General features: G+C 66.8%; 17 protein-coding genes. 13 read left to right on the top strand and 4 right to left on the bottom strand.

Annotated elements, in window-relative coordinates; all coding sequences use genetic code 11:
- The first annotated feature begins 124 nt into the window (after window positions 1-124).
- Genes ACZ5YA_RS19430 through ACZ5YA_RS19405 form a run of 6 tightly spaced genes read left to right on the top strand, consistent with a single transcriptional unit; the run spans window position 125 to window position 6,460 of the window.
- Complete coding sequence (locus tag ACZ5YA_RS19430) at window positions 125-499, top strand: hypothetical protein (protein ID WP_464091106.1); 375 nt, start codon at window positions 125-127, stop codon at window positions 497-499.
- A gap of 27 nt (window positions 500-526) precedes the next feature.
- Window positions 527-2,074, top strand: a complete 1,548-nt coding sequence (siaA, locus tag ACZ5YA_RS19425; RefSeq protein ID WP_464092862.1) for a biofilm regulation protein phosphatase SiaA — start codon at window positions 527-529, stop codon at window positions 2,072-2,074.
- Window positions 2,075-2,097: 23 nt separating this feature from the next.
- Window positions 2,098-2,637 (top strand): biofilm regulation protein kinase SiaB, encoded by a 540-nt coding sequence (gene siaB, locus ACZ5YA_RS19420; RefSeq protein ID WP_059373984.1) that lies wholly within the window; start codon window positions 2,098-2,100, stop codon window positions 2,635-2,637.
- 36 nt (window positions 2,638-2,673) lie between these two features.
- Entirely contained in the window at window positions 2,674-3,051 is a 378-nt protein-coding gene (gene siaC / locus ACZ5YA_RS19415; protein WP_059373983.1) for a biofilm regulation phosphoprotein SiaC, read from the top strand.
- Complete coding sequence (gene siaD / locus ACZ5YA_RS19410) at window positions 3,048-3,848, top strand: biofilm regulation diguanylate cyclase SiaD (RefSeq protein WP_059373982.1); 801 nt, start codon at window positions 3,048-3,050, stop codon at window positions 3,846-3,848. The genes siaC and siaD overlap by 4 nt, the downstream gene beginning before the upstream one ends.
- Before the next feature lie 35 nt (window positions 3,849-3,883).
- Window positions 3,884-6,460, top strand: a complete 2,577-nt coding sequence (locus tag ACZ5YA_RS19405) for a sensor domain-containing protein (RefSeq protein WP_464091105.1) — start codon at window positions 3,884-3,886, stop codon at window positions 6,458-6,460.
- A 473-nt stretch (window positions 6,461-6,933) separates the two neighbouring features.
- Here ACZ5YA_RS19405 and ACZ5YA_RS19400 read toward each other — a convergent pair whose 3' ends face one another.
- The 3 genes from ACZ5YA_RS19400 to ACZ5YA_RS19390 form a co-directional block, all read right to left on the bottom strand.
- A complete protein-coding gene (locus tag ACZ5YA_RS19400) occupies window positions 6,934-8,412 on the bottom strand; it encodes an efflux transporter outer membrane subunit (RefSeq protein ID WP_280015977.1) in 1,479 nt (492 codons plus the stop codon).
- A 73-nt stretch (window positions 8,413-8,485) separates the two neighbouring features.
- Complete coding sequence (locus ACZ5YA_RS19395) at window positions 8,486-11,701, bottom strand: efflux RND transporter permease subunit (protein WP_059373979.1); 3,216 nt, start codon at window positions 11,699-11,701, stop codon at window positions 8,486-8,488.
- A 25-nt stretch (window positions 11,702-11,726) separates the two neighbouring features.
- Window positions 11,727-12,923 carry an efflux RND transporter periplasmic adaptor subunit gene (locus tag ACZ5YA_RS19390; RefSeq protein WP_251878833.1) on the bottom strand — a complete coding sequence of 399 codons (1,197 nt, stop codon included), beginning with the start codon at window positions 12,921-12,923 and terminating at the stop codon, window positions 11,727-11,729.
- Between the two features lie 383 nt (window positions 12,924-13,306).
- Here ACZ5YA_RS19390 and ACZ5YA_RS19385 point away from each other — a divergent pair, with 383 nt between their 5' ends.
- The 6 genes from ACZ5YA_RS19385 (at window position 13,307) to ACZ5YA_RS19360 (ending at window position 20,975) form a co-directional block, all read left to right on the top strand.
- Window positions 13,307-14,374 carry a LysR family transcriptional regulator gene (locus ACZ5YA_RS19385; protein ID WP_059373977.1) on the top strand — a complete coding sequence of 356 codons (1,068 nt, stop codon included), beginning with the start codon at window positions 13,307-13,309 and terminating at the stop codon, window positions 14,372-14,374.
- A 150-nt stretch (window positions 14,375-14,524) separates the two neighbouring features.
- Window positions 14,525-15,625, top strand: coding sequence for an AI-2E family transporter (locus ACZ5YA_RS19380; RefSeq protein ID WP_118931453.1), 1,101 nt, complete (start codon window positions 14,525-14,527; stop codon window positions 15,623-15,625).
- A 5-nt stretch (window positions 15,626-15,630) separates the two neighbouring features.
- A complete protein-coding gene (locus ACZ5YA_RS19375; RefSeq protein WP_464091104.1) occupies window positions 15,631-16,401 on the top strand; it encodes a phytanoyl-CoA dioxygenase family protein in 771 nt (256 codons plus the stop codon).
- Between the two features lie 439 nt (window positions 16,402-16,840).
- Window positions 16,841-17,374: a fimbrial protein gene (locus tag ACZ5YA_RS19370; protein WP_464091103.1), complete on the top strand. Its 534-nt coding sequence runs from the start codon at window positions 16,841-16,843 to the stop codon at window positions 17,372-17,374.
- Window positions 17,375-17,508: 134 nt separating this feature from the next.
- The gene (locus ACZ5YA_RS19365; RefSeq protein WP_464091102.1) at window positions 17,509-18,267 is read left to right on the top strand and encodes a fimbrial biogenesis chaperone; all 759 of its coding nucleotides are present in this window, start codon (window positions 17,509-17,511) and stop codon (window positions 18,265-18,267) included.
- Window positions 18,268-18,395: 128 nt separating this feature from the next.
- Window positions 18,396-20,975, top strand: a complete 2,580-nt coding sequence (locus ACZ5YA_RS19360) for a fimbria/pilus outer membrane usher protein (protein ID WP_464091101.1) — start codon at window positions 18,396-18,398, stop codon at window positions 20,973-20,975.
- Here the strand turns inward: ACZ5YA_RS19360 and ACZ5YA_RS19355 are convergent.
- Complete coding sequence (locus ACZ5YA_RS19355) at window positions 20,972-22,426, bottom strand: MFS transporter (protein WP_464091100.1); 1,455 nt, start codon at window positions 22,424-22,426, stop codon at window positions 20,972-20,974. The genes ACZ5YA_RS19360 and ACZ5YA_RS19355 overlap by 4 nt on opposite strands.
- A gap of 97 nt (window positions 22,427-22,523) precedes the next feature.
- Here ACZ5YA_RS19355 and ACZ5YA_RS19350 point away from each other — a divergent pair, with 97 nt between their 5' ends.
- Complete coding sequence (locus tag ACZ5YA_RS19350) at window positions 22,524-23,414, top strand: helix-turn-helix transcriptional regulator (RefSeq protein ID WP_464091099.1); 891 nt, start codon at window positions 22,524-22,526, stop codon at window positions 23,412-23,414.
- Window positions 23,415-23,422 lie beyond the last annotated feature (8 nt).

The following is a 23,422-nucleotide window of genomic DNA, read 5'->3' as shown; positions in this document are numbered from 1 at the left end:
CGCGCGGCGAAACATCGTTACACAACGAAAGCCTACCCATGCGTCCCCTTCACGCACGTTACGTCTTATCAGGCAGTAAGGAAGACTTTGCATGGCGAAATGGGGTTTGCGCAGAAAATCGTTGATGGCGCTGTTGCTGGCGTGCCTGGTCGCCCTGGCGCCGGCAGCCCTGATCGGCTGGCAGGTGCTGGACGGGGTCAGGGAGCACTTCGGACGGGCTTTCTCCGACAACTTCACGCAATTGAACCGCCAGCGCATCCTGGCGCCGGTGTCCCGCGAACTGGCCCTGTCGCTGCGGCTGGCGGATAGCGAGGTCACGCGCCGCTGGCTGCGGCACGAAAGCGATCCGGCCGCGCGCGAGCTGTTCTTCCGCGAAGCCGACGGCTACCGCCGCGATCTGCTGGGACGCGCCTACTTCATCGCCAGCGCCGCCTCGGGCAATTATTACTTCAACGACGACCAGCCCCTGTCCGAGACACCGCGCTACACGCTGAGCTAAGGCGCTGCCGACGACGCCTGGTTCTACCTGACGCTGGCGTCGCCCGCCAAATACAACATCAACGTCAACCCGGACCTGAAGCTCAAGACCACCAAGGTCTGGATCAACGTCCAGGTGCGCGACGGCGACCGGGTCATCGGCTTGACTGGTTCCGGTCTGGACGTAGGCGGGTTCCTGCGTGATTTCGTCAACAGCGGCCAGCCCGGGGTCACGCCCATCATCGTCGACGAGGAAGGCGCGATCCAGGCGCACATGGACGCCTCGCTCATCGCCTACAACTCTGGCGCGGGCGGTGTTGCCCGCGGCACGGTATTCAACCTGCTGGACGGCGGCGAAGGCCGCGCCGAGCTGGCCGCGGCCATGAAGGCGGCGCGGACCGACCCGCAGTCGGTGCAGTCCGCCTGGGTCAAGATGGACGGCATCCGCCAGCTGGTTTCGGTGGCCTACATGCCGGAACTGCACTGGCACGTGCTGACGGTGGTGGACCTGGGCGCGGCCCGGGTGCTGGACACGGATTGGCTCTGGCCCGCGGCGATCGGTCTGGTGGTGCTGTTCGCGGCCATGCTGCTGTGCTTCGGCTACGCCATCGAACGCCTGATGCTGCGCCCCTTGCGCCGCCTGCAGCAGTCGGCGCGGGCCATCGCCGACGGCAGCTACGACGTGCGCCTGCCTCCGGGCGGCCAGGACGAAATCGGCGATCTCAGCCGCGCCTTCGGCGTGATGGCGGACAAGGTGCGCCAGCACACCGCCGAACTCGAAACCAAGGTGCGCGAGCGCACCTCCGAACTCGAGGACGCCAATCGCGCCATGGCCGCCGCGCACAAGAAGATCGACGATTCCATCGATTACGCCAGCCTGATCCAGCGCGCCATCCTGCCGGACCGCCAGCTGACCCAGTCCCTGGGCGCGCACCATTTCGTGCTGTGGAAACCGCGCGACGTGGTGGGCGGCGACTTCTACGTATTCCGCTCCGACGGCGCCAACTGCCTGCTGGGCATCATGGATTGCGCCGGCCACGGCGTGCCCGGCGCGCTGATGACCATGCTGGCCCGCGCGGCCATCGACCTGGCGATCGCCGAGGCCGGCCCGGCCGACCCGGCGGCCATCCTGACCCGCACCGACAGCGCCATCCGCGCCATGCTTGCGGACGCGCAATTGCCCCGTGCGCTGGCTACGAATACCGATGCGGCCCTGGTTTATATTGACCGCCAGGCCGGTCGGCTGCGCTATGCGGGCGCCAAGATCAGCCTGTACACGAGCAACGGCGAGGAACTGCGCGAGGTGCCCGGCGGCAAGCGGGCGCTGGGAGACAAGCGCACCGAGATCTACGAAAACATCGAACTGCGGATGGAACCCGGCTGGACCTACTACCTGGTCACGGACGGGTTCCTGGACCAGGCGGGAGGCGAGCACGGCTTTGGCTTCGGCAATACGCGGTTTGCGGAAATGCTCAAGACGCACGCGCGCCGGCCGTTAACCGAACAGGCGGCCGCCTTTACCCAGGCGCTGGCAGAGTACCAAGGCGGTCGGCCGCAGCGTGATGACATCACCTTGCTGTCGTTCCGTTTCGAATAAACGTTATCAGGGCGGTTACCCCCATGAATGCCTCCGATCTTTACGCATTGGGCGAACGGTTCAACCAGAATCGCACTCTGTTGTGCTTCAACGGACCGACTTCCCGCAGCCTGATCGAGGAAATCGGCAATGCGCTCAAGAACTATCTGAACGCGGAGCACGCGCGCCCGGCCGAGGCCATGGACGTTTTCTCCGTCTACATCGAGATGATCCAGAACATCCGCCAGTACGCCGCGCTGCATGACGACCTGGACGCCTCGGCCACCGTGGTGATCGGTCGCCGCGATGAAAGCCGCTATGTGGTGTCCGCAGGCAATCTGGTCAAGGCGGAGGACGGCGAGGCGCTGGTCGCCCGTATCCAGGAATTGGCCGCGCTGGACAAGGCGGCGCTGAAGGCCGAGTACAAGGCGCAGCTGCATAAGCCGCGCGCCCAGGGCGTCGCCTCGGGCGCCGGCCTGGGGTTGATCGATATCGCCCGCCGCGCCGGGGCGCCGCTGGAGGCCAGCCTGACGCCCGCCACGGCGCCCGGACAGGCTTTCTTCAGCCTGAGCGTCGTGATCTGAAGGCGTGCCCGGCCAAGAATATATTTGGAGCAACTAATGAACGATTTGAACATTCCCGGGACCCAGTCCACGCCCGCCATCACCGCCGACACCGCAGCGGGCGTGCTGGCGATGCGCGGCGACTCCTATCCCGAGAATTCCTTCGAGCTGTTCGGTCCCGTCATCGAATGGGTCGAAGCCTATCTGCTGAGCAGCGCCGTACCCCTGAAGCTGGAACTGGAACTGCTTTACCTGAACACCAGCAGCATCAAGTCCGTCATGGACATCTTCGATCTGCTGGAGGCTGCCCACAACAAGGGCCGCGAGGTCAGCGTCACCTGGTTCTACGACATGCGCAATGAGCGCGTCGGCGAACTGGCCGAGGAATTCAAGGAAGACTGCACGTTTCCCTTTTCGGTTGTCGGCCGCCAATGAAATCCGACGCCGCCCAGCTGGACAAGCGCATCGCCGAATTGCTGGCGGACCCGGCCTATCAGGGCCATCCGTTGCATGAAGCGCTGGACGCGCTCTGGCGGCATACGGCCGAGCAGATGGCGCGCATCGAGCGCGTGACCCAACTGTCGGACGCCTACCAGAGCATGGCGCACGAGCGCGAGCTGGGCCTGTGCGACCGTTTCGACCGGCAATTGCGCCGCCTGACCCGCATCGCGCGCATCTCGGACCATTACCAGAACATGATGCGGGACCTGAACTCCGCATTGCAGGAAACCTCCAATCGCGATCCCCTGACCGGCCTTTTGAATCGGCGCGCCTTGATGGAAATGATCAAGCAGGAGGTCCTGCGTGTGTCCCGTGGCGGTTCGACTTTCGTCGTGGCGATGTTGGACGTGGATCACTTCAAGTCGGTCAACGACCGCTATGGCCATGAAACAGGCGACCGCGCGCTGGTGGAACTGGCCGGTGCGCTGGGCAACAACTTGCGTGAATACGATCTGTGCGGCCGCTGGGGCGGCGAGGAATTCCTGGTGCTGCTGCCCAGCACCCAGCCCGAGGACGCCCAGCGCGTCATGGACCGGCTGGTAGGCGCGGTGCGCGCCCTGGCGATCACGGTGGGGGATGGCGTGTTGAGATTGACGGTCAGCATAGGCATGGCATACCACCAGTTGGGAGAAACCTTCTCTGAAACGCTTAGCCGCGCGGATCAGGCCCTGTACCTGGCCAAGCAGGACGGACGCGACCGCGTCGAACTCGGGTTTCCGAAGCGCAGATGAAACCGGATCAGCTGTTATCCGGCATGGAGCCCCATATGCTTGATTCTTATCCAGGCGTTACCGACGAGCGCCCGCAAGGCGCCGCATGGCATCCGGGCACATACCTGGCGTCCATGGATAGGGCGCTGTTGCTGTTCGATTTCAACTCGGCCGGCTCCTTGTTGAACGCCAACGCGAATTTTCTCGCCTTGGTGGGCTACGCCCGCGAAGAGGCCCTGGCGCTGCGCCATGACATGCTGTGCGACAGCATGGACGAAGGCAAGGGCATCGTCGGCGGCGAGCAGGTCTGGGCCAGGCTGCTGGGCGGCAAGCACTTCACCGGCACCTGCCGCTACCGCAAGAAGGATGGCGGCTTTGTCTGGATCGAAGCCACCTACATGCCCATCGCCGGTGAAGCCGGCGAGGTCGTCCGCATATCCGTCATCTCCCGCAAGTCCATCGCGGACGCCGATCGCCAGGAAGAGATCCGCCTCCTGTTGCTGGGCATCAACGAAACCGGCAACGCCGTCGCGGTGTCGGGCAAGGACGGCCGCATCCTCTACGTGAACGACGGCTTCCAGCGCATGCTGGGCTTTGCCCGCGGCGACGCCGTGAACCAGGAGCTGGGCGAACTGCTGGCCGGCGGCCGGCCGGACGGCGGCACGCGCGAAGAGCTGGGCCGCCGCATCGCCTGCCGCGAGGGCTACCACAAGGACGTGCTGGTCTACGACCGCGCCGGCCGCCCGCTGTGGGTGTCGGTGATGGCCAACTCCGTGTTCGACGAACGCGGCGCGCTGGTCAATATCGTGGACGTGCTGACGGATATCACGCCCACCAAGGTGCACGAAGTCCTGCAGCGCCGCGTGCTGCAAGCCATGGTCAACGAGGCCTCGGTGGTCGAGGTCATGAACATGGTGTGCCGCGAGGTCGAACGCCTGGCGCCCGAAGTCGCGGCCAGCGTCCTGCGGGTGGATGACGCCGGGCTGCTGCGGCCGCTGGCCGCGCCCAGCCTGCCGCAAGCCTATACCGACGCCTTGGACGGCGTGGCCATCGGGCCGCAGGCGGGCGCTTGCGGCACCTCCGCCTTCCTGGGCCGGCCGGTGATCGTGCCGGACATCTCCACCGATCCGCTGTGGGACGATTATCGCCACCTGCCGCTGCCGGACGACGTGAAGGCCTGCTGGTCGTCGCCGATCAAGTCCAGCGACGGTCGGGTCATAGGCACCTTCGGTTTTTATTTCCGCGAGCGGCGTCTGCCCGATGATTTCCACCACCGGCTGGTGGACGTGTGCGTGTACCTGTGCGCGCTGGCGCTGGAGCGCGAGGAGGCTCGCGCCCGGATCCGCCAGTTGGCGTTCTACGACGAACTGACCGGTCTGCCGAATCGCAACCTGCTGCTGGCGCAGGCCGAGCAGGCCATCGCGCGCGCCGAACCCGAGCGCAAGCGTGTCGCCGTCCTGTTCCTGGACCTGGATCGCTTCAAGCAGGTCAACGACACGCTGGGCCATCCCATAGGCGACGCGTTGCTGCGCGACGTGGCGCAACGCTTGCGCCGCCTGGCGCGCGCGACCGACATCGTGGGCCGCCTGTCAGGCGATGAGTTCGTGATGCTGATGCCGGACTTCGAACACGGTCGCCTGACGACCGCGGCGGAGCATGTGCTGGTCGCCCTGGCTCAGCCATTCTCGGTGGGCGGCATCACGCTGAATCCTTCGGTCAGCATCGGCATCAGCGTGTTCCCGGAGAACGGGCGCGACATGGATACGCTGCTGCGCCATGCCGACATGGCGATGTACCAGGCCAAGACGGCGGGGCGCAACCGCATCTCTTTCTTCAGCGCCGAGATGAACCGGCAGGCGCAGGAGCGCCTGGCGCTGGAGGCGGCCTTGCGCGACGCGCTGGAGGCGAAGGCCTTGCGGTTGCATTATCAGCCGCAGGTGGGGCTGAAGAACGGCCAGCTATACGGCGTCGAGGCGCTGGCGCGCTGGCGTCATCCGACGCTGGGCGATATTTCGCCGGCGCGCTTTGTGCCGCTGGCCGAGGAATGCGGGTTGATCGGCGACCTGGGCGACTGGGCGGTGCACGAGGCTTGTTCGCAGCTGGCGGTCTGGCGGGCGAAGGGCCTGCGGGTGCCGTCGGTGTCGGTGAACCTGTCGGCGACGAATTTCCACAATTTGAATCTGCCGCGGTTGATCGAGGCGACGCTGGCCGAGTTTGGGCTGGCGGCGGCGGATCTGATGCTGGAGATCACAGAAGGCGTGGTGCTGGACGCGACGGCGGGTACGTTGCGGACGATTGCGGAGCTGCACCGCTTGGGCGTGCGGCTGTCGATGGACGATTTCGGGACTGGCTATTCCAGCCTGGGGCATTTGCGGCGACTGATCGTGGATGAACTGAAGCTGGATCGCAGTTTCGTGCAGGGGCTGGAGAGCGATGACGCGGCTAGGGCGTTGACCAGCGCGGTGATTCGTATCGGCGAGAGCCTGAGCCTGCCTGTGGTGGCTGAAGGCGTTGAGAATGAAGAACAGCGGCGGTTCTTGATCGAGCAGGGGTGTGCGGCGGGGCAGGGGTTTTTGTTTTCGCCGCCGTTGCCGGCTGCTGATCTTGAGGAGTGGTTGCGGGGGCGGCCGTAGGTTTTTTGGCTGCTGCTGCTGCTGCTTCTGTGGCTTCTGTGGCTTCCGTTGGTTCTTAAGACGCCAGCCGCGTCGGGGGCCGGCGGGGCGCGGGGCAACGATTGCGGTCCGGAGCGTTCGCTCCGGACTACCCCATCCTCATCCTCGTCACCGCCTGCGGCGGTTCCTTCGGATTCCGTCGGGCTTATCGACGCCCCGCGCCCCGCCGGCCCCCGACGCGACTGGCTCGGTCGGTTGAAATTTTACGGGCGCTGGGGCGGGTGGTTTGCTTGGCGTTCTTGGCGCCGGTGGCGGTTGGCGGAAGGTCTTGCGGGGCCCGCCCCAGATCGGCCGCGCGGGCGGCCGATCTGGGGCTTACGCTTGGTCTTGCGGCTGCGGCTGCGGTCGCTGTCGCTGTCGCTGTCGCTGTCGCTGTCGCGAGCGCTGCAAGCTGGTGCCGTGCTTCCAGGTGGTGCCCGCGGTGCGCCCGCTTCTTACTTCGATGCCACCGTTTCCGGCGGCACCGGATTCTCCCAGCCGCCGCCGATGGCGCGGATCAGGCCTACTGCGGAACGCGCTTGTTCCCCACTCAGTTGCACCGCGACGCGTTGCTGCAGCAGGACGCTGCGGTCGGCTTCGATGACGTCCAGGTAGCTGATGGAGCCTTCGCGGTACTGCGTGTGCGAGAGCTTGGCGGCGCGGGCGGCGGCGTCGACGGCGGCGTCTTGCGCCTTGGTCTGGTCGGCCAGGATGCGCAGGTTGGCCAGGTTGTCTTCCACTTCGCGGAACGCGTTCAGGATGGTCTGGCGGTAGACGGCCACGTCTTCCTCGTAGACGGCGCGGGCGCGGTCCAGGCCGGCCTGGCGGCGGCCGCCGTCGAAGATCGGCATGGACAGCGCGGCGCCGACCAGGGGGCCCAGCAGGAAGGTGCGGCTGGACCACTGGAACAGGTTGCCCAGGTCCGAGGATTCGTAGCCGAAGGCGCCGGTGATGTCCAGGCGCGGGAAGAAGGCGGACTTGGCCGCGCCGACGCGGGCGTTGGCGGCGGCCATGGCGCGTTCGGCTGCGGCGATGTCGGGGCGACGTTCCAGCAGGCTCGAGGGCAGGCCGGCGGGGATCGACAGCGCGACCTTCTGGATGGGCTGCTCGGGCATGGCGAAGTCCGACGGGGCGCGGCCCAGCAGTACGGCCAGGGCGTGTTCGGAGGCGGCGCGGCGGCGGTCGATGCCCAGGGCTTCGGATTGCGCGCTGGCCAGTTCGGCCTTGGCGCGGGCCAGGTCGAGTTCGCTGATGTCGCCGGCGTCGTAGCGGCGCTGGATCAGTTGCAGGGTGTCGGTGCGCAGCTTGACCGTCTGGCGGTAGAGCTGCGATTCGGCGTCCTGTTCGCGCACCAGGAAGTAGGTGGTGGCGACGTCGGCCTGCAGGGCCAGCAGCACGGAACGGTACAGGGCTTCGCTTTGCTGGGCATCGGCGCTGGCGGCGTCGTAGGTGGAGGCGACGCGGCCGAACAGGTCCGCTTCGTAGGACACGGCGCCTTGGGCGCGCCAGGTGGTCACGGGGCTGGTCGGGGTGCCGTCGGGCAAGCCCTGCGACACGGCCGAGGGGCGCTGGCGGTTGGGGCCGAAGGCGGCGTCCAGGTTGGGGAAGAAGCCGGCGCGGGCTTCGCGTTGCAGCGCGCGCGACTGGGTCAGGCGGGCGGCGGCGGCCTGCAGGTTCTGGTTGGCCTTCTGGGCTTCTTCCTGCAGCTGGTTCAGGCCTTCGTCGCCGAATACCTTCCACCAGGCGCCGCGCAGCGCGTCTTCGGACGGCTCGGCGGTTTTCCAGGTGCCGGCCTCGGAAGCGGGCAGGGCGGCTTCCTTGAAGGCCGCGGGCACCGCGGCCGAGGGGCGTTCGTAGGTGGGGCCCACCGCGCAGCCGGCCAGCACGAGCAGGACGGCAAGCAGGGCGGAACCGCGGGTCAGTCTTTTGATCATGATGACTATTCTCTTGTGGGCGCCTCCCGCCTGCGGGGCGGAAGGCGCTGTCTAGCTACTCTGGTGGTCCGGCTCAGGCGTGATGTTGCGGGGCCGGCGGCGCGTTCGGGTCCAGGTGCGGTACGCACACGGGAGCCTCGTGCGGTGCGGCGGAGTGCAGGGTCTTGCCGCCCAGCGTGCGCAGCAGCACGTAGAACACGGGGGTCAGGAACAGGCCGAACAGGGTCACGCCCAGCATGCCGAAGAACACGGCGATGCCCATGGCCTGGCGCATTTCAGAACCCGCGCCCGAGGACAGCACCAGCGGCACCACGCCCATGATGAACGCGATGGACGTCATCAGGATGGGGCGCAGACGCAGGCGGCTGGCCTCGATGGCGGCGTCCAGGGGACTGCGGCCGTTCATTTCCAGTTCGCGGGCGAATTCCACGATCAGGATCGCGTTCTTCGCCGACAGGCCCACCAGCACCATCAGGCCGATCTGCGTGAAGATGTTGTTGTCGTTGCCGGTCAGGTAGACGCCCGTCAGCGCGGCCAGGATGCTCATCGGCACGATGAGGATCACGGCCAGCGGCAGGGTCAGGCTTTCGTACAGCGCCGCCAGCACCAGGAACACCAGCAGCACGCTGATCGGGAACACCCACAGGCCGGCGTTGCCCGCCAGGATCTGCTGGTAGGTCAGGTCGGTCCATTCCATCTTCATGCCGCGCGGCAGGGTTTCGGCGGCGACGCGTTCGGCCGCGGCCTGGGCCTGGTCGGACGAGTAGCCGGGCGCCGGACCGCCGTTGATGTCGGCGGCGGTGTAGCCGTTGTAGCGCACCACCATTTCCGGGCCGAAGGTCTGGTTGACGGTGACGAGCGAGGACAGCGGCACCATTTCACCGGCGACGTTGCGGGTCTTCAGTTGCAGGATGTCGTCGGCGTGCGCGCGGAATTGCGCGTCGGCTTGCGCCCGCACCTGGAAGACGCGGCCGAAACGGTTGAAGTCGTTGACGTACATCGAGCCCAGGTAGATCTGCATGGTGTCGAAGACTTCCGTCACCGGCACGCCCAGCTGCTTGGCCTTGACGCGGTCCAGGTCCACGTCCAGCTGCGGCACGTTGATCTCGTAGCTGGAGAAGGCGGGGCCCAGTTCCGGCGTCTGGCGGGCCTTTTCCAGGAACGCTTGCTTGGCCTTGTCCAGCTCGGCGTAGCCTGCCGCGCTGCGGTCTTCGATCTGGAACTTGAAACCGCCCAGCGTGCCCAGGCCCATCACGGGCGGGGGCGGGAACACGGCGATGAACGAGTCCTGGATGGCCGCGAACTTCTGGTTGAGCGAGCCCGCGATGGCGTCGCCCGACAGCGCGGCGTTCTTGCGCTCTTCGAAGGGCTTGAGCATGACGAACACGATGCCGGCGCTGGAGCTGTTGGTGAAGCCATTGATGGACAGGCCGGGGAACGCGATGGTGCTCTGCACGCCGGGTTCCTTCAGGGCGATGTCGCTCATGCGGCGGATCACCGAGTCGGTGCGGTCCAGCGAGGCGCCGTTGGGCAGCTGCGTGAAGGCGATCAGGTACTGCTTGTCCTGCGCGGGCACGAAGCCGCCGGGCACCAGGTAGGAGACGCCGACGGTGGCGGCCACCAGCACGGCGTACACGCCCATGGCGCTGGCCTTGCGGCGGATCACGCGGGTCACGCCCGTGCCATAGGACTCGGACGCGCGGCCGAACATGTTGTTGAACCAGTTGAAGAAGCGGCCGAAGACGCGGTTCATGCCACGGGTCAGCCAGTCGGGCTTGTCGTGGTGGCTCTTGAGCAGGATGGCCGACAGCGCGGGCGACAGGGTCAGCGAGTTGAAGGCCGAGATCACCGTCGAGATGGCGATGGTCATGGCGAACTGCTTGTAGAACTGGCCGGTCAGGCCCGTCATGAAGGCCAGCGGCACGAACACCGCGCACAGCGTCAGCGCAATGGCGATGATGGGGCCGCTGACTTCACGCATGGCGCGATAGGTCGCATCGCGCGGACTCAAACCCGCGGCGATGTTGCGCTCCACGTTTTCCACCACCACGATGGCGTCGTCCACCACGATGCCGATGGCCAGCACCATGCCGAACAGCGACAGCGCGTTGATGGAGTAGCCGAACATCAGCAGCAGGGCGAAGGTACCCACGATGGAAACGGGCACCGCCAGCAGCGGGATGATGGAGGCGCGCCAGGTCTGCAGGAACAGGATCACCACCAGCACCACCAGGGCGATCGCTTCCAGCAGCGTGGTCACCACGGCCTTGATGCTGGCGCGCACGAATTGAGTGGGGTCGTATTCGATGCGGTATTCCACGCCCGGCGGGAAGTCCTGCGACAGCTCGGCCATGGCGGCGCGCACCTGGCTGGACACGTCCAGCGCGTTGGCGCCCGGCGACTGCATGATGCCCATGCCCACCGCCTGCTTGTTGTCCAGCAGCGAACGCAAGCCGTATTCCTGCGCGTCCAGTTCCACGCGGGCCACGTCCGACAGGTGCGTCACGGCGCCGTCGGGCGAGGTCTTCAGGATGATGTCGCGGAATTCCTCTTCGGTCTGCAGGCGGCCGCGGGCATTCACGTTCAGCTGCAGCGGCACGTCGCCCAGCGTGGGGGAGGCGCCGATGACGCCGGCGGCGACCTGCACGTTCTGTTCGCGGATGGCAGCGACCACTTCGCTGGCGGTCATGCCGCGCTGGGCGACTTTCTGCGGGTCCAGCCAGACGCGCATGGAATAGTTGCCCGAGCCCCACACCGTCACTTCGCCCACGCCGGTGATGCGGGCGAGGCGGTCCTTGACGTTCAGGATCGCGTAGTTGCGCAGGTAGGTGATGTCGTAGCGGTCATTGGGCGAAATCAGGTGCACCACCAGCGTCAGCGTGGGCGAGCTCTTGGCCGTGGTCACGCCCAGGCGCTGCACGTCCGGCGGCAGGCGCGGCAGCGCTTGCGACACCCGGTTCTGCACCAGTTGCTGAGCCTTGTCCGGGTCCACGCCGAGCTTGAAGTTGACCGTCAGGGTCAGGTTGCCGTCGCTGTTGGCCTGCGACTGCATGTACAGCATGTCCTCGACGCCGTTGATGGATTCCTCCAGCGGCGAGGCCACGGTTTCGGCGATGACCTTGGGGTTGGCGCCCGGATACTGCGCACGCACGACCACGGACGGCGGCACCACTTCCGGATACTCGGAGATGGGCAGCTGGAACATGGCCAGCAGGCCCGCCAGCAGCACCAGGACCGATAGCACGCCGGCGAAGATCGGCCGGTCGATGAAGAATTTCGAGATATTCATGGACGTTCTCGTTAGACGCGCCGGCTCAGTTCAGATTGGCCGAGGCGGTCTTGACCGGGTTGCGTTGGGCCGCAACCATGGGGACGACGGTGGGGGTCACGGCATCGCCGGGACGGATGCGCTGCAGGCCGTTGACGACGATGCGTTCGCCGGCGGCCAGGCCCGAATCGACCACGCGCAGGCCTTCCTGGTTGGCGCCCAGCTTGACCTGGCGATAGACGGCATGGTTCTTGTCGTCCAGCACCAGCACGTAGCGCTTGTCCTGGTCGGTGCCGATGGCCTTTTCGTCGATCAGCACGGCCTGGCGCGGTTCGCTGCCGCCCAGGCGGACACGGGCGTACAGGCCGGGCAGCAACTGGCCGTCGGCGTTGTCGAACTCGGCGCGCACGCGGATCGTGCCGGAGGTGGTGTCCAGGCGGTTGTCCACGGACTGCACGACGCCGGTGCGCGAATAGCCTTCCTCGTTGGCCAGGCCCAGCTCCACCGGCACGGCGCCGGCGCGGCCGCCGCGCGCGGGGTTCACATAGCGCAGGAAGGTTTGTTCGTCCACGTCGAACGATGCGTACATCTTGGACACCGACACCAGCCGGGTCAGCGGCACCGATGCGGCGCCGGCCGCCACCACGTTGCCTACCGTGACCTCGGCGCGCGACACGCGGCCGTCCACGGGGGCTTCGATGCGGGTGTAGCCGAGGTTCAGCTTGGCATAGTCCAGCGCGGCCTGGGCGCCTTGCAGGTTGGCGGCGGCTTCGCGGGCGGCGTTCTGCTTTTCCTCGAAATCGCGGCGGGCGATGGCGTTGTCCGTCAGCAGGCGCTGGCCGCGGGCCAGTTCGCTGGCGGTGTACGAGGCGCGGGCCTTCGCGGCGGTCAGGGCGGCTGCGGCGCGGTCCACCTCGGCCGCGTAGGGGCGCGGGTCGATGGTGAAGAGCACGTCGCCCTTCTTGACGATGCTGCCGTCCTGGAAGTGCACGGCGGTCAGGGTGCCCGACACCAGGGGGCGGATGTCGACGCGGTCGATGGCTTCCAGGCGGCCGGAGTAGCGCTGCCAGTCCACGATGGTCTTGTTCAGCACCTCGGCCACTTCGACCGGGGGCGCCGAGGGGGCGGTCTGCGCCTGTGCGGCATTGGCGCCAGCGGGAGCGCGGAACAGGGCATAACCGCCGCCGGCGGCGATGATGGCGGCAAAGACGGCGAGCACAGCAATACGATTGCGCGAAACCATGGTGTTTCCTTGAGAGATGATGGGGCGAAAGCGCGCTTGCCTGGATGAGCCTGGGGGCGGGAGGCGGCTGCGGCGGCCTGGGGCAGGCCTGTCTTCAGGATCTGGCGGAAATGCTGCGGTGCAGCATGAAATGCTGCTGCGCATCCCAGGCAAAGGCGCCTGATCGGGGCGGGTCTTTGCTTTGCCGGAATCTGAGGATAGGCATGCCCTTTGATGGCGCCTGGCGGCAAGGGCACTTCAAGATGGTTTGCATTCTGAGCGGTTTAGGGGGTCGGATAAACCCTGATGTTTCGGCAACACTAGTCGTAAGGATCGACTAATCAGCATCGAAATCGGGTTATGCTCCGTCCACACCGACTATTTCCCCAAAGGACACCGTCGCCATGGACCGTTTTCAGGCTATGCAGGTGTTTGTGCGCGTCGTGGACGCCAATAGCTTCACCCGGGCGGCCGACAGCCTCTCGCTTCCGCGCACCACCGTCACCACCATCATCCAGAACCTCGAACGCCTGTTGGGCGTGCGCCTGCTCAACCGCACCACGCGCCGTATCGGCCTCACGCCTGACGGCGCCGGCTATTACCAGCACTGCGTGCGCATCCTGGCCGACGTTGAGGAAACCGAGGCCTGCTTCCAGGAAGCGGCCCTGCGCCTGAAGGGCAGGCTGCGCATCGATGCGCCCACCTGCATCGGGCGGCTGATCCTGATCCCTTCATTGTGTGATTTCCACGACAAATACCCCGACGTGGAGCTGGTGCTGGGCTTGGGCGACCGCCCGGTCGACATGGTGCAGGAGGCCGTGGATTGCGTGATCCGCGCCGGCGACCTCGAGGATTCCAGCCTGGTCGCGCGCCGCATCGGCACCCTGCAGAGCGTGACCTGCGCCTCGCCCACCTATGTGGCGCGCCATGGCCTGCCGCAGAGCATCGACGAACTGCGCGACCACCACGCCGTGCACTATTTCTCCAGCCGCACCGGACGCAATTGCGCCTGGGACTTCCGCGTCGACGGCAAGCACCAGGAAGTCGAAATGAAGGGCGTGGTGTCGGTGAACGAGTCCGGCGCCTACCTGGATTGCGGACTGAAGGGCTTCGGCCTGATCCAGACCCCGCGTTACATGGCGCTGCCGCATCTGCAATCGGGCGAGCTCATCGAAGTGCTGCCGCAATGGAAGCCCAGCGCCACCGCGATTTCGGTGCTGTATCCGCAAAGCCGCCAGCTGTCGCCCAAGGTGCGCGCCTTCACCGACTGGGCCGCCGAATTGTTCGCCAGCTGCCCGCTGCTGAGCGGCCGCGACGAGACCGACCCCGCCGCCGCCAGCTGCGGCGTGTACGCGCGCCAGACCGGCCAGGCGACCATCCAGACGTCCGCAGCCCCCAGGCCGGCGCTCGAGGAGTACCTGCCGCCGCGCCGCCGTACTGCGCGCGAAGAGGCCGCGGAATACGCTTTGTAAGCGTATGGGGTGGGGGGCGGATCCGCCCTCCGCCTGGAGAATCACGGGAAACCCCGTAGTAAATACAGACCTTGCGTCCCTCGAATTCCACGAAACGTCTGTATAGTCCGACAGTCAAAGCCTACAACGTCCTTACTGTCGATCCGCTCCATGCAGCCTGTACTACCCGCTTATCTGATCGCCCGTTGGCTTTTGTTGCTCGTGCTGTTGGCGGGGGTGTACTTCCTCAGCGGTTTCCTGGTCCCCGCGCTTGCCGCACTCATCATCGGCCTGGCCAGCTGGCCCTTGTACCAGCGCCTGCTCACCCGTTGCGGCGGTCGCAGCGCGCTGGCCGCCTCGCTGGCGCTGCTGGTGGTGATCGTCGTGCTGATCGTGCCGATGTCGTTCGCGCTGTCCTACGCCATCAAGGAAGCCAGCACTTTCTTCGCCTGGGCCATCGCCGCCAACCGCCATGGCGTGGCCGTGCCCAACTGGATCACATCCATGCCCGTGGTGGGCGAGCGCCTGGGCCAGTACTGGGAATCCTATATCGGCCAGCCGCATGCGTTGGGCGCCCTGGTCGAGGCCGTCAGCGGCGAGCATCTGGGCAATATCTACCGCATGGTCCTGGCGGCCACGGGCAACGTGTTCCAGCTGCTGCTGACCGTGCTGTTCATGCTGATCACGCTGTTCTTCGTCTACAAGGACGGCATCCGCATGGTGGCCCAGCTGGACGTGCTGGGCGAACGCATCCTGCCGGCGCGCTGGCAGCGCTTTTCGCGCGTGGTGCCGGCCACCATCAATTCCACCGTCACCGGCATGGGCCTGATCGCCCTGGGCGAAGGCGTGGTGCTGGGCATCGCCTACTGGGTCGCGGGCGTGCCGTCGCCCGTGCTGCTGGGCGTGGTCACCGGCTTCATGGCGCTGATACCGGGCGGCGCGCCGCTGTCGTTCACCCTGGTGTCGCTGTACCTGGTGGGCTCGGGCCATCTGGTGGCGGGCATCGCCCTGATGGTCTGGGGCAGCGTGGAACTCTTCATCGTCGACAAGACCCTGCGCCCGCGCCTGGTGGGCGGACCGGTCAAGCTGCCTTTCCTGCCGACCTTCTTCGGGCTGGTGGGGGGCGTAAAGACGATGGGCATCGTCGGGCTGTTCGTCGGCCCCGTGCTGATGGCCCTGCTGGTGGCGGTGTGGCGCGAATGGGTGCACCATGAGGTGCAGGAACGCGATGCCGCCCGCATCAATCCTCCCGCCCAACCCCCTGCTGCTTGAATGCCATGTTGTTGCCTGATGATCAGATAGCCGTCCTGCGCGAGCAGGGCTTCGTGGTGGCGCGCCAGTTCGCCAGCCCGGAACAGGTAGCGGCGCTGCGCGCCCTCGCCGAACGCCATTTGTGCGACCACGTCGCGCCCATCGAATACGAAGCCGACCTGCGCTATCCCGGCGCGCCCGAGTCGCGCGCCGCCGAGGGCGGGCTGACAGTGCGCCGCCTGCTCGGCGCCTACGGCCGCGATCCCTTGTTCGCGCAATGGGCCACCGATGCGCGCATCGGCCAGTGGCTGGGGCGCTACTTCGGCGAAACGCCGGTGTTGTCCACCGTGCACCACAACTGCGTGATGACCAAGCATCCCGCCTATGGCAGCCTGACGGGCTGGCACCAGGACATCCGCTACTGGTCGTTTTCCGACACGGACCTGGTCTCCACCTGGCTGGCGCTGGGTCCGGAAACCCGCGCCAACGGCGGCCTGTCCTTCATCCCGGGTTCGCACGCCGCCGCCTTGGCGCCGGAACAGTTCGACCAGCAGAAGTTCTTCCGCGACGACGCGCCCCAGAATGCCGAATGGATCGCCCGCGCGGTGTGTCCGGAACTGCAGGCGGGCGACGTGGTGTTCTTCCATTGCCGCACCCTGCACGCCGCCCAGGGCAACGCCAGCGATCGCGTGAAGCTGTCGCTGGTGCACACCTACCATCCGCAGTCCTGTCACCCGCTGCCGGGCACGCGCTCGGCCAGCCAGCCTGGCGTGCCGCTGCTTACCAAGGCAGCCTGACGTAATTGGGCAGCGCCGCGTTCAGCGGCGCTGCCCTGCCTATCCTGGGCCGCAGCCGCGGCGCCATCTTCCCACCCGCCGTTGCGCCGGGTGCGGCCACTCATGAATTGATCCTTACCTAGGTCCGGACTCGCGCCTGGACGGTCAGTGACCCTTTTTTTCTTCCGCGTCTTGCTTCAGGCGGGACTGATCGCGGACGCCTTTCCCGGGGCTGGCGGGGCCGCATTTACAGAATGGGCCTAGTCCTATGCCTTGCGCGGATAGGAGCGGACTAGCCCGATGGGCGGCCAAAGCGGCGAAATCTACGATGCAGTTGTTGAGTACGCGAACTGAAAAAGGCCAGTCCCCAACGGCCCGGCATCCGGAGTGTACGCAGCAAGGAACTGCCCGAAACGGCGATTTCTCCTCACCTCAAAACCCCCAACTCAAAAGACTCATCATGAAAAAGACCCTCCTGACCGCCGCCCTGGCCATTGCCGGCTTCGCCACCTTCGCCAGCGCCCACGCCGCTGACGGCACCATCGAATTCACCGGCAACATCACCGCCAACACCTGCACCATCAACGGCGGCAACGGCGGCGAGAACTTCACCGTGGCGCTGCCCACCGTGTCGGCCAAGACGCTGGAAACCGCGGGCGCCACCGCCGGCCGCACGCCGTTCAAGATCGCGCTGACCAACTGCACCACGGACCAGCCGGTTTCCGTGCACTTCGAAGGCGGCCCCACCGTTTCGCAGGAAACGGGCCGTTTGATCGTTGACGGCGGCGGCGCCACCAAGGTCGAACTCGGCCTGTTGAGCAACTCGTTCGGCGAAATCAAGGCAGGCGCGGCCCATGGCCAGCAGAATTCGCAGTCGGTGATGCTCGCCGGCGGCAAGGCCGACCTGAACTACTTCGTCGAGTACCACTCGCTGGGTGGCGCCACCGCCGGTGCCGCGAACTCGCGCGTGCAGTACTCGATCGCCTACGAGTAATGCGCTGACTCGGCGGCCGCCTCCCGGAGGCCGCCGAGGCGCGTGTTTCCCTGCAAGCCGTTTCACCCCGCTCCTCGAGACGGCTTGGAAGGAAACAGATCATTCACACAGCATCCACCACCAAGGGCCTCATCATGAAATCACTACGCCGCACCCTGATGGCCGCCGCAGCGCTTGCCGCGGGCTGTTTCGCAATCCAGGCGCAGGCCAGCATTGTTATCTCCAACACGCGCGTGGTCTATCCGGCGCAAGAGCGTGAAGTCACCATCAAGCTGAGCAACGATGGCGGCGCCCCGGCTCTTGTACAGGCCTGGCTGGACGATGGCAACATCACTGATTCGCCGGAGACGCTGAAGGTTCCCTTCATGTTGACCCCCGCCATCTTCCGCGTGGACCCGGGCAAGGGGCAGACGCTGCGCCTGATCCACACCAAGGAGGCGATGGCGAAGGACAAGGAAAGCCTGTACTGGCTCAACGTGCTGGAAGTTCCGCCCAAGGCCCAGGCCGGCGAGGACGCCAACCGTCTGCAGATCGCTTTCCGCACGCGCATCAAGGTGATGTACCGCCCGCAAGGCCTGCCGGGCCAGGCCGATGAGGCGCCCGCGCAACTGCGTTGGGAGATGGCTCCCGCCGCGGCCGGCAAGGGCTACGCCTTGAAGGCCAGCAATCCCACGCCCTACGTAGTGAACCTGGGCAAGGTGAACCTGCAGTCGGGCGGCCAGTCCTTCGATGCCGGCGCCGGCTACGTCAAGCCGGGCGAATCGGCGCTCTTCCCCATCGCGGGGATGACCTCGGCGCCGGCCGCGGGCGCACAGGTCAAGTTCAACAGCATCAACGATTGGGGCGCGAATGTCGAAGGTTCGCTGCCCTTGATGCCGGGCTCCGCGCGCTAAGTCTACCGGCCGCGCGAGCGCGGCCTGCCTTTCATAAGCAAACCCCATCTTGAAGGATGCCGGCAACGGCATCCTCGGGGAGGGTTTTGCCCTGCGTTTTCGCCCAGTCCATTCCTCCCATCGCCGCTATGAAAAACTCTCTTTCCCAGCTCCAGCACACGCGAGACCGTGCCCGCCTGCGTTTGACGCCCTTGTGCGCGGCGTTGCTGGTTGCCCTGGCTTCGCACGGCCTGGACGCCTATGCCGCCGAGGCCACGACGCCGGGGATCAAAGTTGCGACGGTCGAGTTCGAGGACGCCTTCCTGATGGGCGGCCCGGGGCAGCGCACGGATGTTTCCCGCTACGCCCGCGGGAACGCGGTCGCGCCGGGCAGCTACATGGTGGACCTGTTCATCAACCAGAACTATATCGGCCGCACGGAAGTGCCGTTCACGCCAGTCGGCGGGGACGCGCCAGCGCAGCCTGCCTTCGACCATCAGCTGTTGCAGCGTATTGGCGTAGACCTGAGCAAGCTGTCCCCCGCGTCGACCGAGAAGCTGGCGCAAGGCGCCAGCCTGCGCCTGGATGAAATCGCCGCGGAGGCGGGCAGTGACTTCGATTTCGGCGACCAGCGCCTGGATCTGAGCATTCCCCAGGCCGTCATGAGCCGTTATGCCCGCGGTTACGTCAGTCCGGAACTGTGGGACTCGGGCGTCAACGCGGCCATGCTCGACTACGACTTCAACCTGTACAACTACCGCAACAGCGCGATGAGCGGCTCGCAGCGCCAGGGCTATCTGGGCTTGAGAGCCGGTGTCAACCTCGGCGACTGGCGCCTGCGCCACAACGGCTCCTACTCCTTTGATTCCCAGGGCCAGCGCCAGTATCAGAATATTTCGACCTATGCGCAGCGCGAGATTGTCTCGCTGTCGTCCCAGCTGACCCTGGGCGAAGCCTATACCAGCGGCGAACTGTTCGACTCCACAGCCTTCAGGGGCGTGCGCCTGGCCAGCGACGATCGCATGCTGCCCGATTCGCTGCGCGGCTATGCGCCTGTGGTGCGCGGCGTGGCCAACAGCAACGCGCGGATCACCATCCGCCAGAACTCGGTCATCATCTATGAAACCACGGTGGCGCCAGGCGCGTTTGAAATCACTGACCTGTACGCCACCGGCTACGGCGGCGACCTGGACGTGTCCGTGCAGGAAGCCGACGGCAGCGTGCGCACGTTCTCGGTGCCCTACGCGGCCGTGCCCATGTCGCTGCGTCCGGGCGTGAGCCGCTACAGCGTGGTGGGCGGAGTGGTGCGCAACAAGATGCTGTCCACGAGCCCGCAGTTCATGCAGGCTACCTATCAGCGGGGCCTGTCCAACCTGGTGACGGGCTACGCCGGAGCCACGGTGGCGAAGAACTATACCTCGGCGTTGCTGGGCGGCACCCTCAACACGTCCGTGGGCGCCCTTGGCCTGGACGCCACCCAGTCGCGTCTGTCGTTGGACGGCGCTACGTATACCGGCACCAGCTTGCGCGCCAGCTATGCCAAGACCTTGCCCGATACCGGCACCAACTTTTCCCTCGCGGCGTACCGCTATTCCACCGGCGGCTTCTACGGGCTGAACGAAGCCATGTCCGCACTGTACGGCTACGGCCAATACCGCTATTCCGGGAGCATCGTGCGAGAGCGCAATCGGGCCTCGCTCGTCCTGAGTCAACAGTTGGGTGCACGGCGCGGCAGCATCAACCTGACCGGCTCCGCCGTGGACCATTGGAACCGCGAAGGCAGGGATGTGAACTATAGCGTCGCCTATGCCAATACCTACAAGAGCATAGGCTATAACATCACCCTCCAGCGTCAGCGCGACAGCCGCCAGCAGATGGGCACCGCAGTCTACGCCTCTCTCAGTATTCCCTTGGGCAAGACTAATCCGCTTAGCCTGTCCACCAATGTCGGGCGCGATTCCAACGGCCGCGTGCAGATGCAAAGCACGCTGTCCGGATCCACCGGCGAGGACAATCAGCTGTCGTACAGCGTGACCGCTGATCACGCCTCCGGTGGTTCGGGCAAGTCGGTCACGGGCGGCAGCACCAGCGTGCTTTACCGTGCGCCAGTCGCTGAATTCATGGCCAGCGCGGGTGCAGGCACGGGTTACTCGCAAACTTCGGTTGGCCTGCGCGGCGCGGTCGTGGTCCACCCGGGCGGCGTCACGCTGTCACAGCCGCTGTCGGAAACCTTCGGCATCGTCGAAGCGCCCGACGCCGAAGGCGCGCGCCTGCTCAATGCCTCCGGCGTGCGGGTCGATAGCCGCGGCTACGCCGTGGTGCCGCATCTGACGCCGTATCGCATGAACGCGGTGGAGATCGATCCCAAGGGTCTGTCCACCGACGTGGAACTGCAGGTCACCAGCCAGCAGGTGGCGCCGCGCGCCGGCGCGGTGGCGATGCTCAAGTACGCCACGGTCTCGGGGCGCTCGGCCATGCTGCAGGTTGTGCGGGCAGACGCCAAACCGCTGCCGTTCGGCGCCAGCGTGGTCGACGAGCACGGCATCGAGGTCGGTCTGGTCGGGCAGGCCAGCCGCGTCCTGGCCCGCGGACTGCAGGACAGCGGCCAGTTGACCGTCAAGTGGGGCGAGCAGCCTGGCGACAGTTGCCGCATGGATTACGAACTTCCTGTCCTGGAAAAGGGCGCGCGTTCGGACAGCTACCAGCAGATGGAACTGCGCTGCAACTAGCTGTTGTCTTGCTGGCGGCCTAGCCACAATAGCAAGGCCGTCGCCGCCAGGATCGCCGCCACATTGAACTGCATGGCGTCGGCGAAGGCGCGCGCATGGCGCTCGGCCGCGCCCGCAGCGGCATGCGCGTCCAGCGCGCCGGCGTACAGCATGCCCGCCGCCGACACGCCCAGCGCCGCGCCCACCTGCTGCAAGGTCGACACCACGCCCGCCGCCATGCCGGCCTGGCGGTCCTCGACGAAGCCCAGTGCCAGGTTCACCAGCGGCGTATTGACCGCGCCCTGGGCCGCGCCCAGCCATACCAGCGCGGGTAGCAGCGACCACGGCGCGAGGCTGGCGCCGGCCGCGCCCACTTGCAGCATCAAGGCCGCGGTGGCGCCGCCGTACAGCAGCGCAGCCAGCGCGATGGCGCGCGTGCCGAAGCGCGCCACCAGCCGCGGCGCGGCCATCGACCCGGCGATGAAGCCCACGCTGGCTGGCGCGAAGATCAGGCCGGCCGTCAGCGCGTCCAGCCCGAAGCCCGTCTGCATCAGCAGCGCGTAGCAAAGGAACATGGCGCTGGCGGTGGAGAACACCAGCAGCACCAGCAGGCAGCCCGCCGCGAAGCGCGGCTGCGCCAGCAAGGCCATGTCGACCAGGGGCGCGCCGCCACGGGCCGCGATGCGGCGCTGCATGCGCGCGAACAATGCCAGCGCGACGACCGCAGCCGCGCCGCAAGCCACGGTCCACGCAGGCCAGTGCCGCGAGGGGCCTTCGATCAGCGCCAGCAACAGCAAGGTCAGCCCGGTTCCCGCCAGCGCCGCGCCGGGCCAGTCCATGCGCGCGCCCGAAGGCTCGCGCGATTCCGGGATATGGCGGGCCAGGCGCCACGCCAGCAGGCCCACGGGCACGTTGAGCAGGAAGATGCTGCGCCATGCCAGGCCGAACAGGTCGGCGTGCACGATCCCGCCGCCCAGCACTTGCCCCGCGATGGCCGCCAGCCCCAACGTCATGCCCAGCAGGCCAAACGCCCGCTGCCGTTCGCGGCCCTGGTAGCTGACGCGGATCAGCGCATAGACCTGCGGAAACAGCATGGCCGCCGCGGCGCCTTGCAGCACGCGCGCGGCGATCAATGTGTCCGCGGTGGGCGCGACGCCGCATAGCGCCGAGGCCAGCGCGAATGCCGCCATGCCCAGCATGAACAGGCGCCGCCGGCCGTGGCGGTCGCCCAGCCGGCTGCCCGCGATCAGCAGCACGCCATAGGCCAGTTCGTAGGCGGCGATGATGAAGCTGATCTGCGCGAAGCTGGCGGACAGGGTGGACTGCATGCTGGGGATGGCGACGTTCACCACGAACAGGTCGAAGATCGTGATGAAGCCGCCCGACAGCAGCACGGCCAGGCCCAGGCGGCTCAGGACGGGCTGCTGCCGCGCGGCGTGCAAACCAGGGCAGGGGAGTGTGGAGGAAGACATGGAAAGCGCCATCGGAATCTGAATGGACGCTATTCTGGAGAGGCTTTTAGCCTTATACAATTTAGCTGCTTATGCTATTACTGGGTGCAATAGACTCATGACCGCAACCGTAGCCCCGAAGCGCCTGGAGCGCACCCGCGCCGATCTGTCCGAGTTCCTGCGGCTGCGCCGCGAACGGCTCAGTCCCGCCGAACTGGGGCTGCCCGCCGGCGGCCGCCGGCGCACGCCGGGCTTGCGCCGCGAGGAAGTCGCCGCGCTGGCCGGCGTGGGCCTGGCCTGGTACACCTGGTTCGAACAGGGCCGCAACATCAGCGTGTCGGCGGGCTTCCTGGAAAACCTGGCGCGCGTGTTGAAGCTGGACGCGGCCGAGCGCCGCCACCTCTACCTGCTGGCGCATCAGCGCCCGCCGTCGGAACCGGGCCGCACCTGGTGCACGGTGCCCGCGCAGGTACGCCGCCTGATGGACGACCTGCCCGCGCGCCCCGCCTACGTGCTCAATCTGCGTTGGGATGTGGTGGTGTGGAACGCGGCCGCGGACCGCGTGTTCAATTTTTCCGCGCAGGCGCCGGGGCGCAGGAATCTGCTGTGGATGTTGTTCGCGGATCCGGCGATGCGCGAACTGTTCGTGGACTGGCCGGCGCAAGCGCCCGCCATGCTGTCCACGTTCCGGCGGGATTTCGCCAGCGCCGGCCAGGCGCCAGACGTCGGGGAGCTGGTGGACGAACTGGAGCGCGTGTCGCCCGACTTCAAGACCTGGTGGCGCGAACACGATGTGCACGGCTCCTGCATGGGGCTGCGCAGCCTGAGCCTGCCGGCCCTGGGCGCGCTGGCGTTCGAGCATTCGACCTTGTCGGTGGACGAGAGCCGGCACTTGCGGCTGGTGGTCTACGCGCCCGCGCCGGATGAAGCGAAGGCGGCGGATTTCGAACGCTGGCTGCGAGCCGCGGCGACGCGGCGTGCCAAGGCCGCGCGTGGCACCAGCGAATAGGCGCGCCG

The sequence above is a fragment of the Achromobacter sp. JCM 18799 genome, assembly GCF_055395645.1.
The sequence above is the reverse complement of the archived record's forward strand: the minus strand, read 5'-3'. Positions and strand labels throughout refer to the sequence as shown.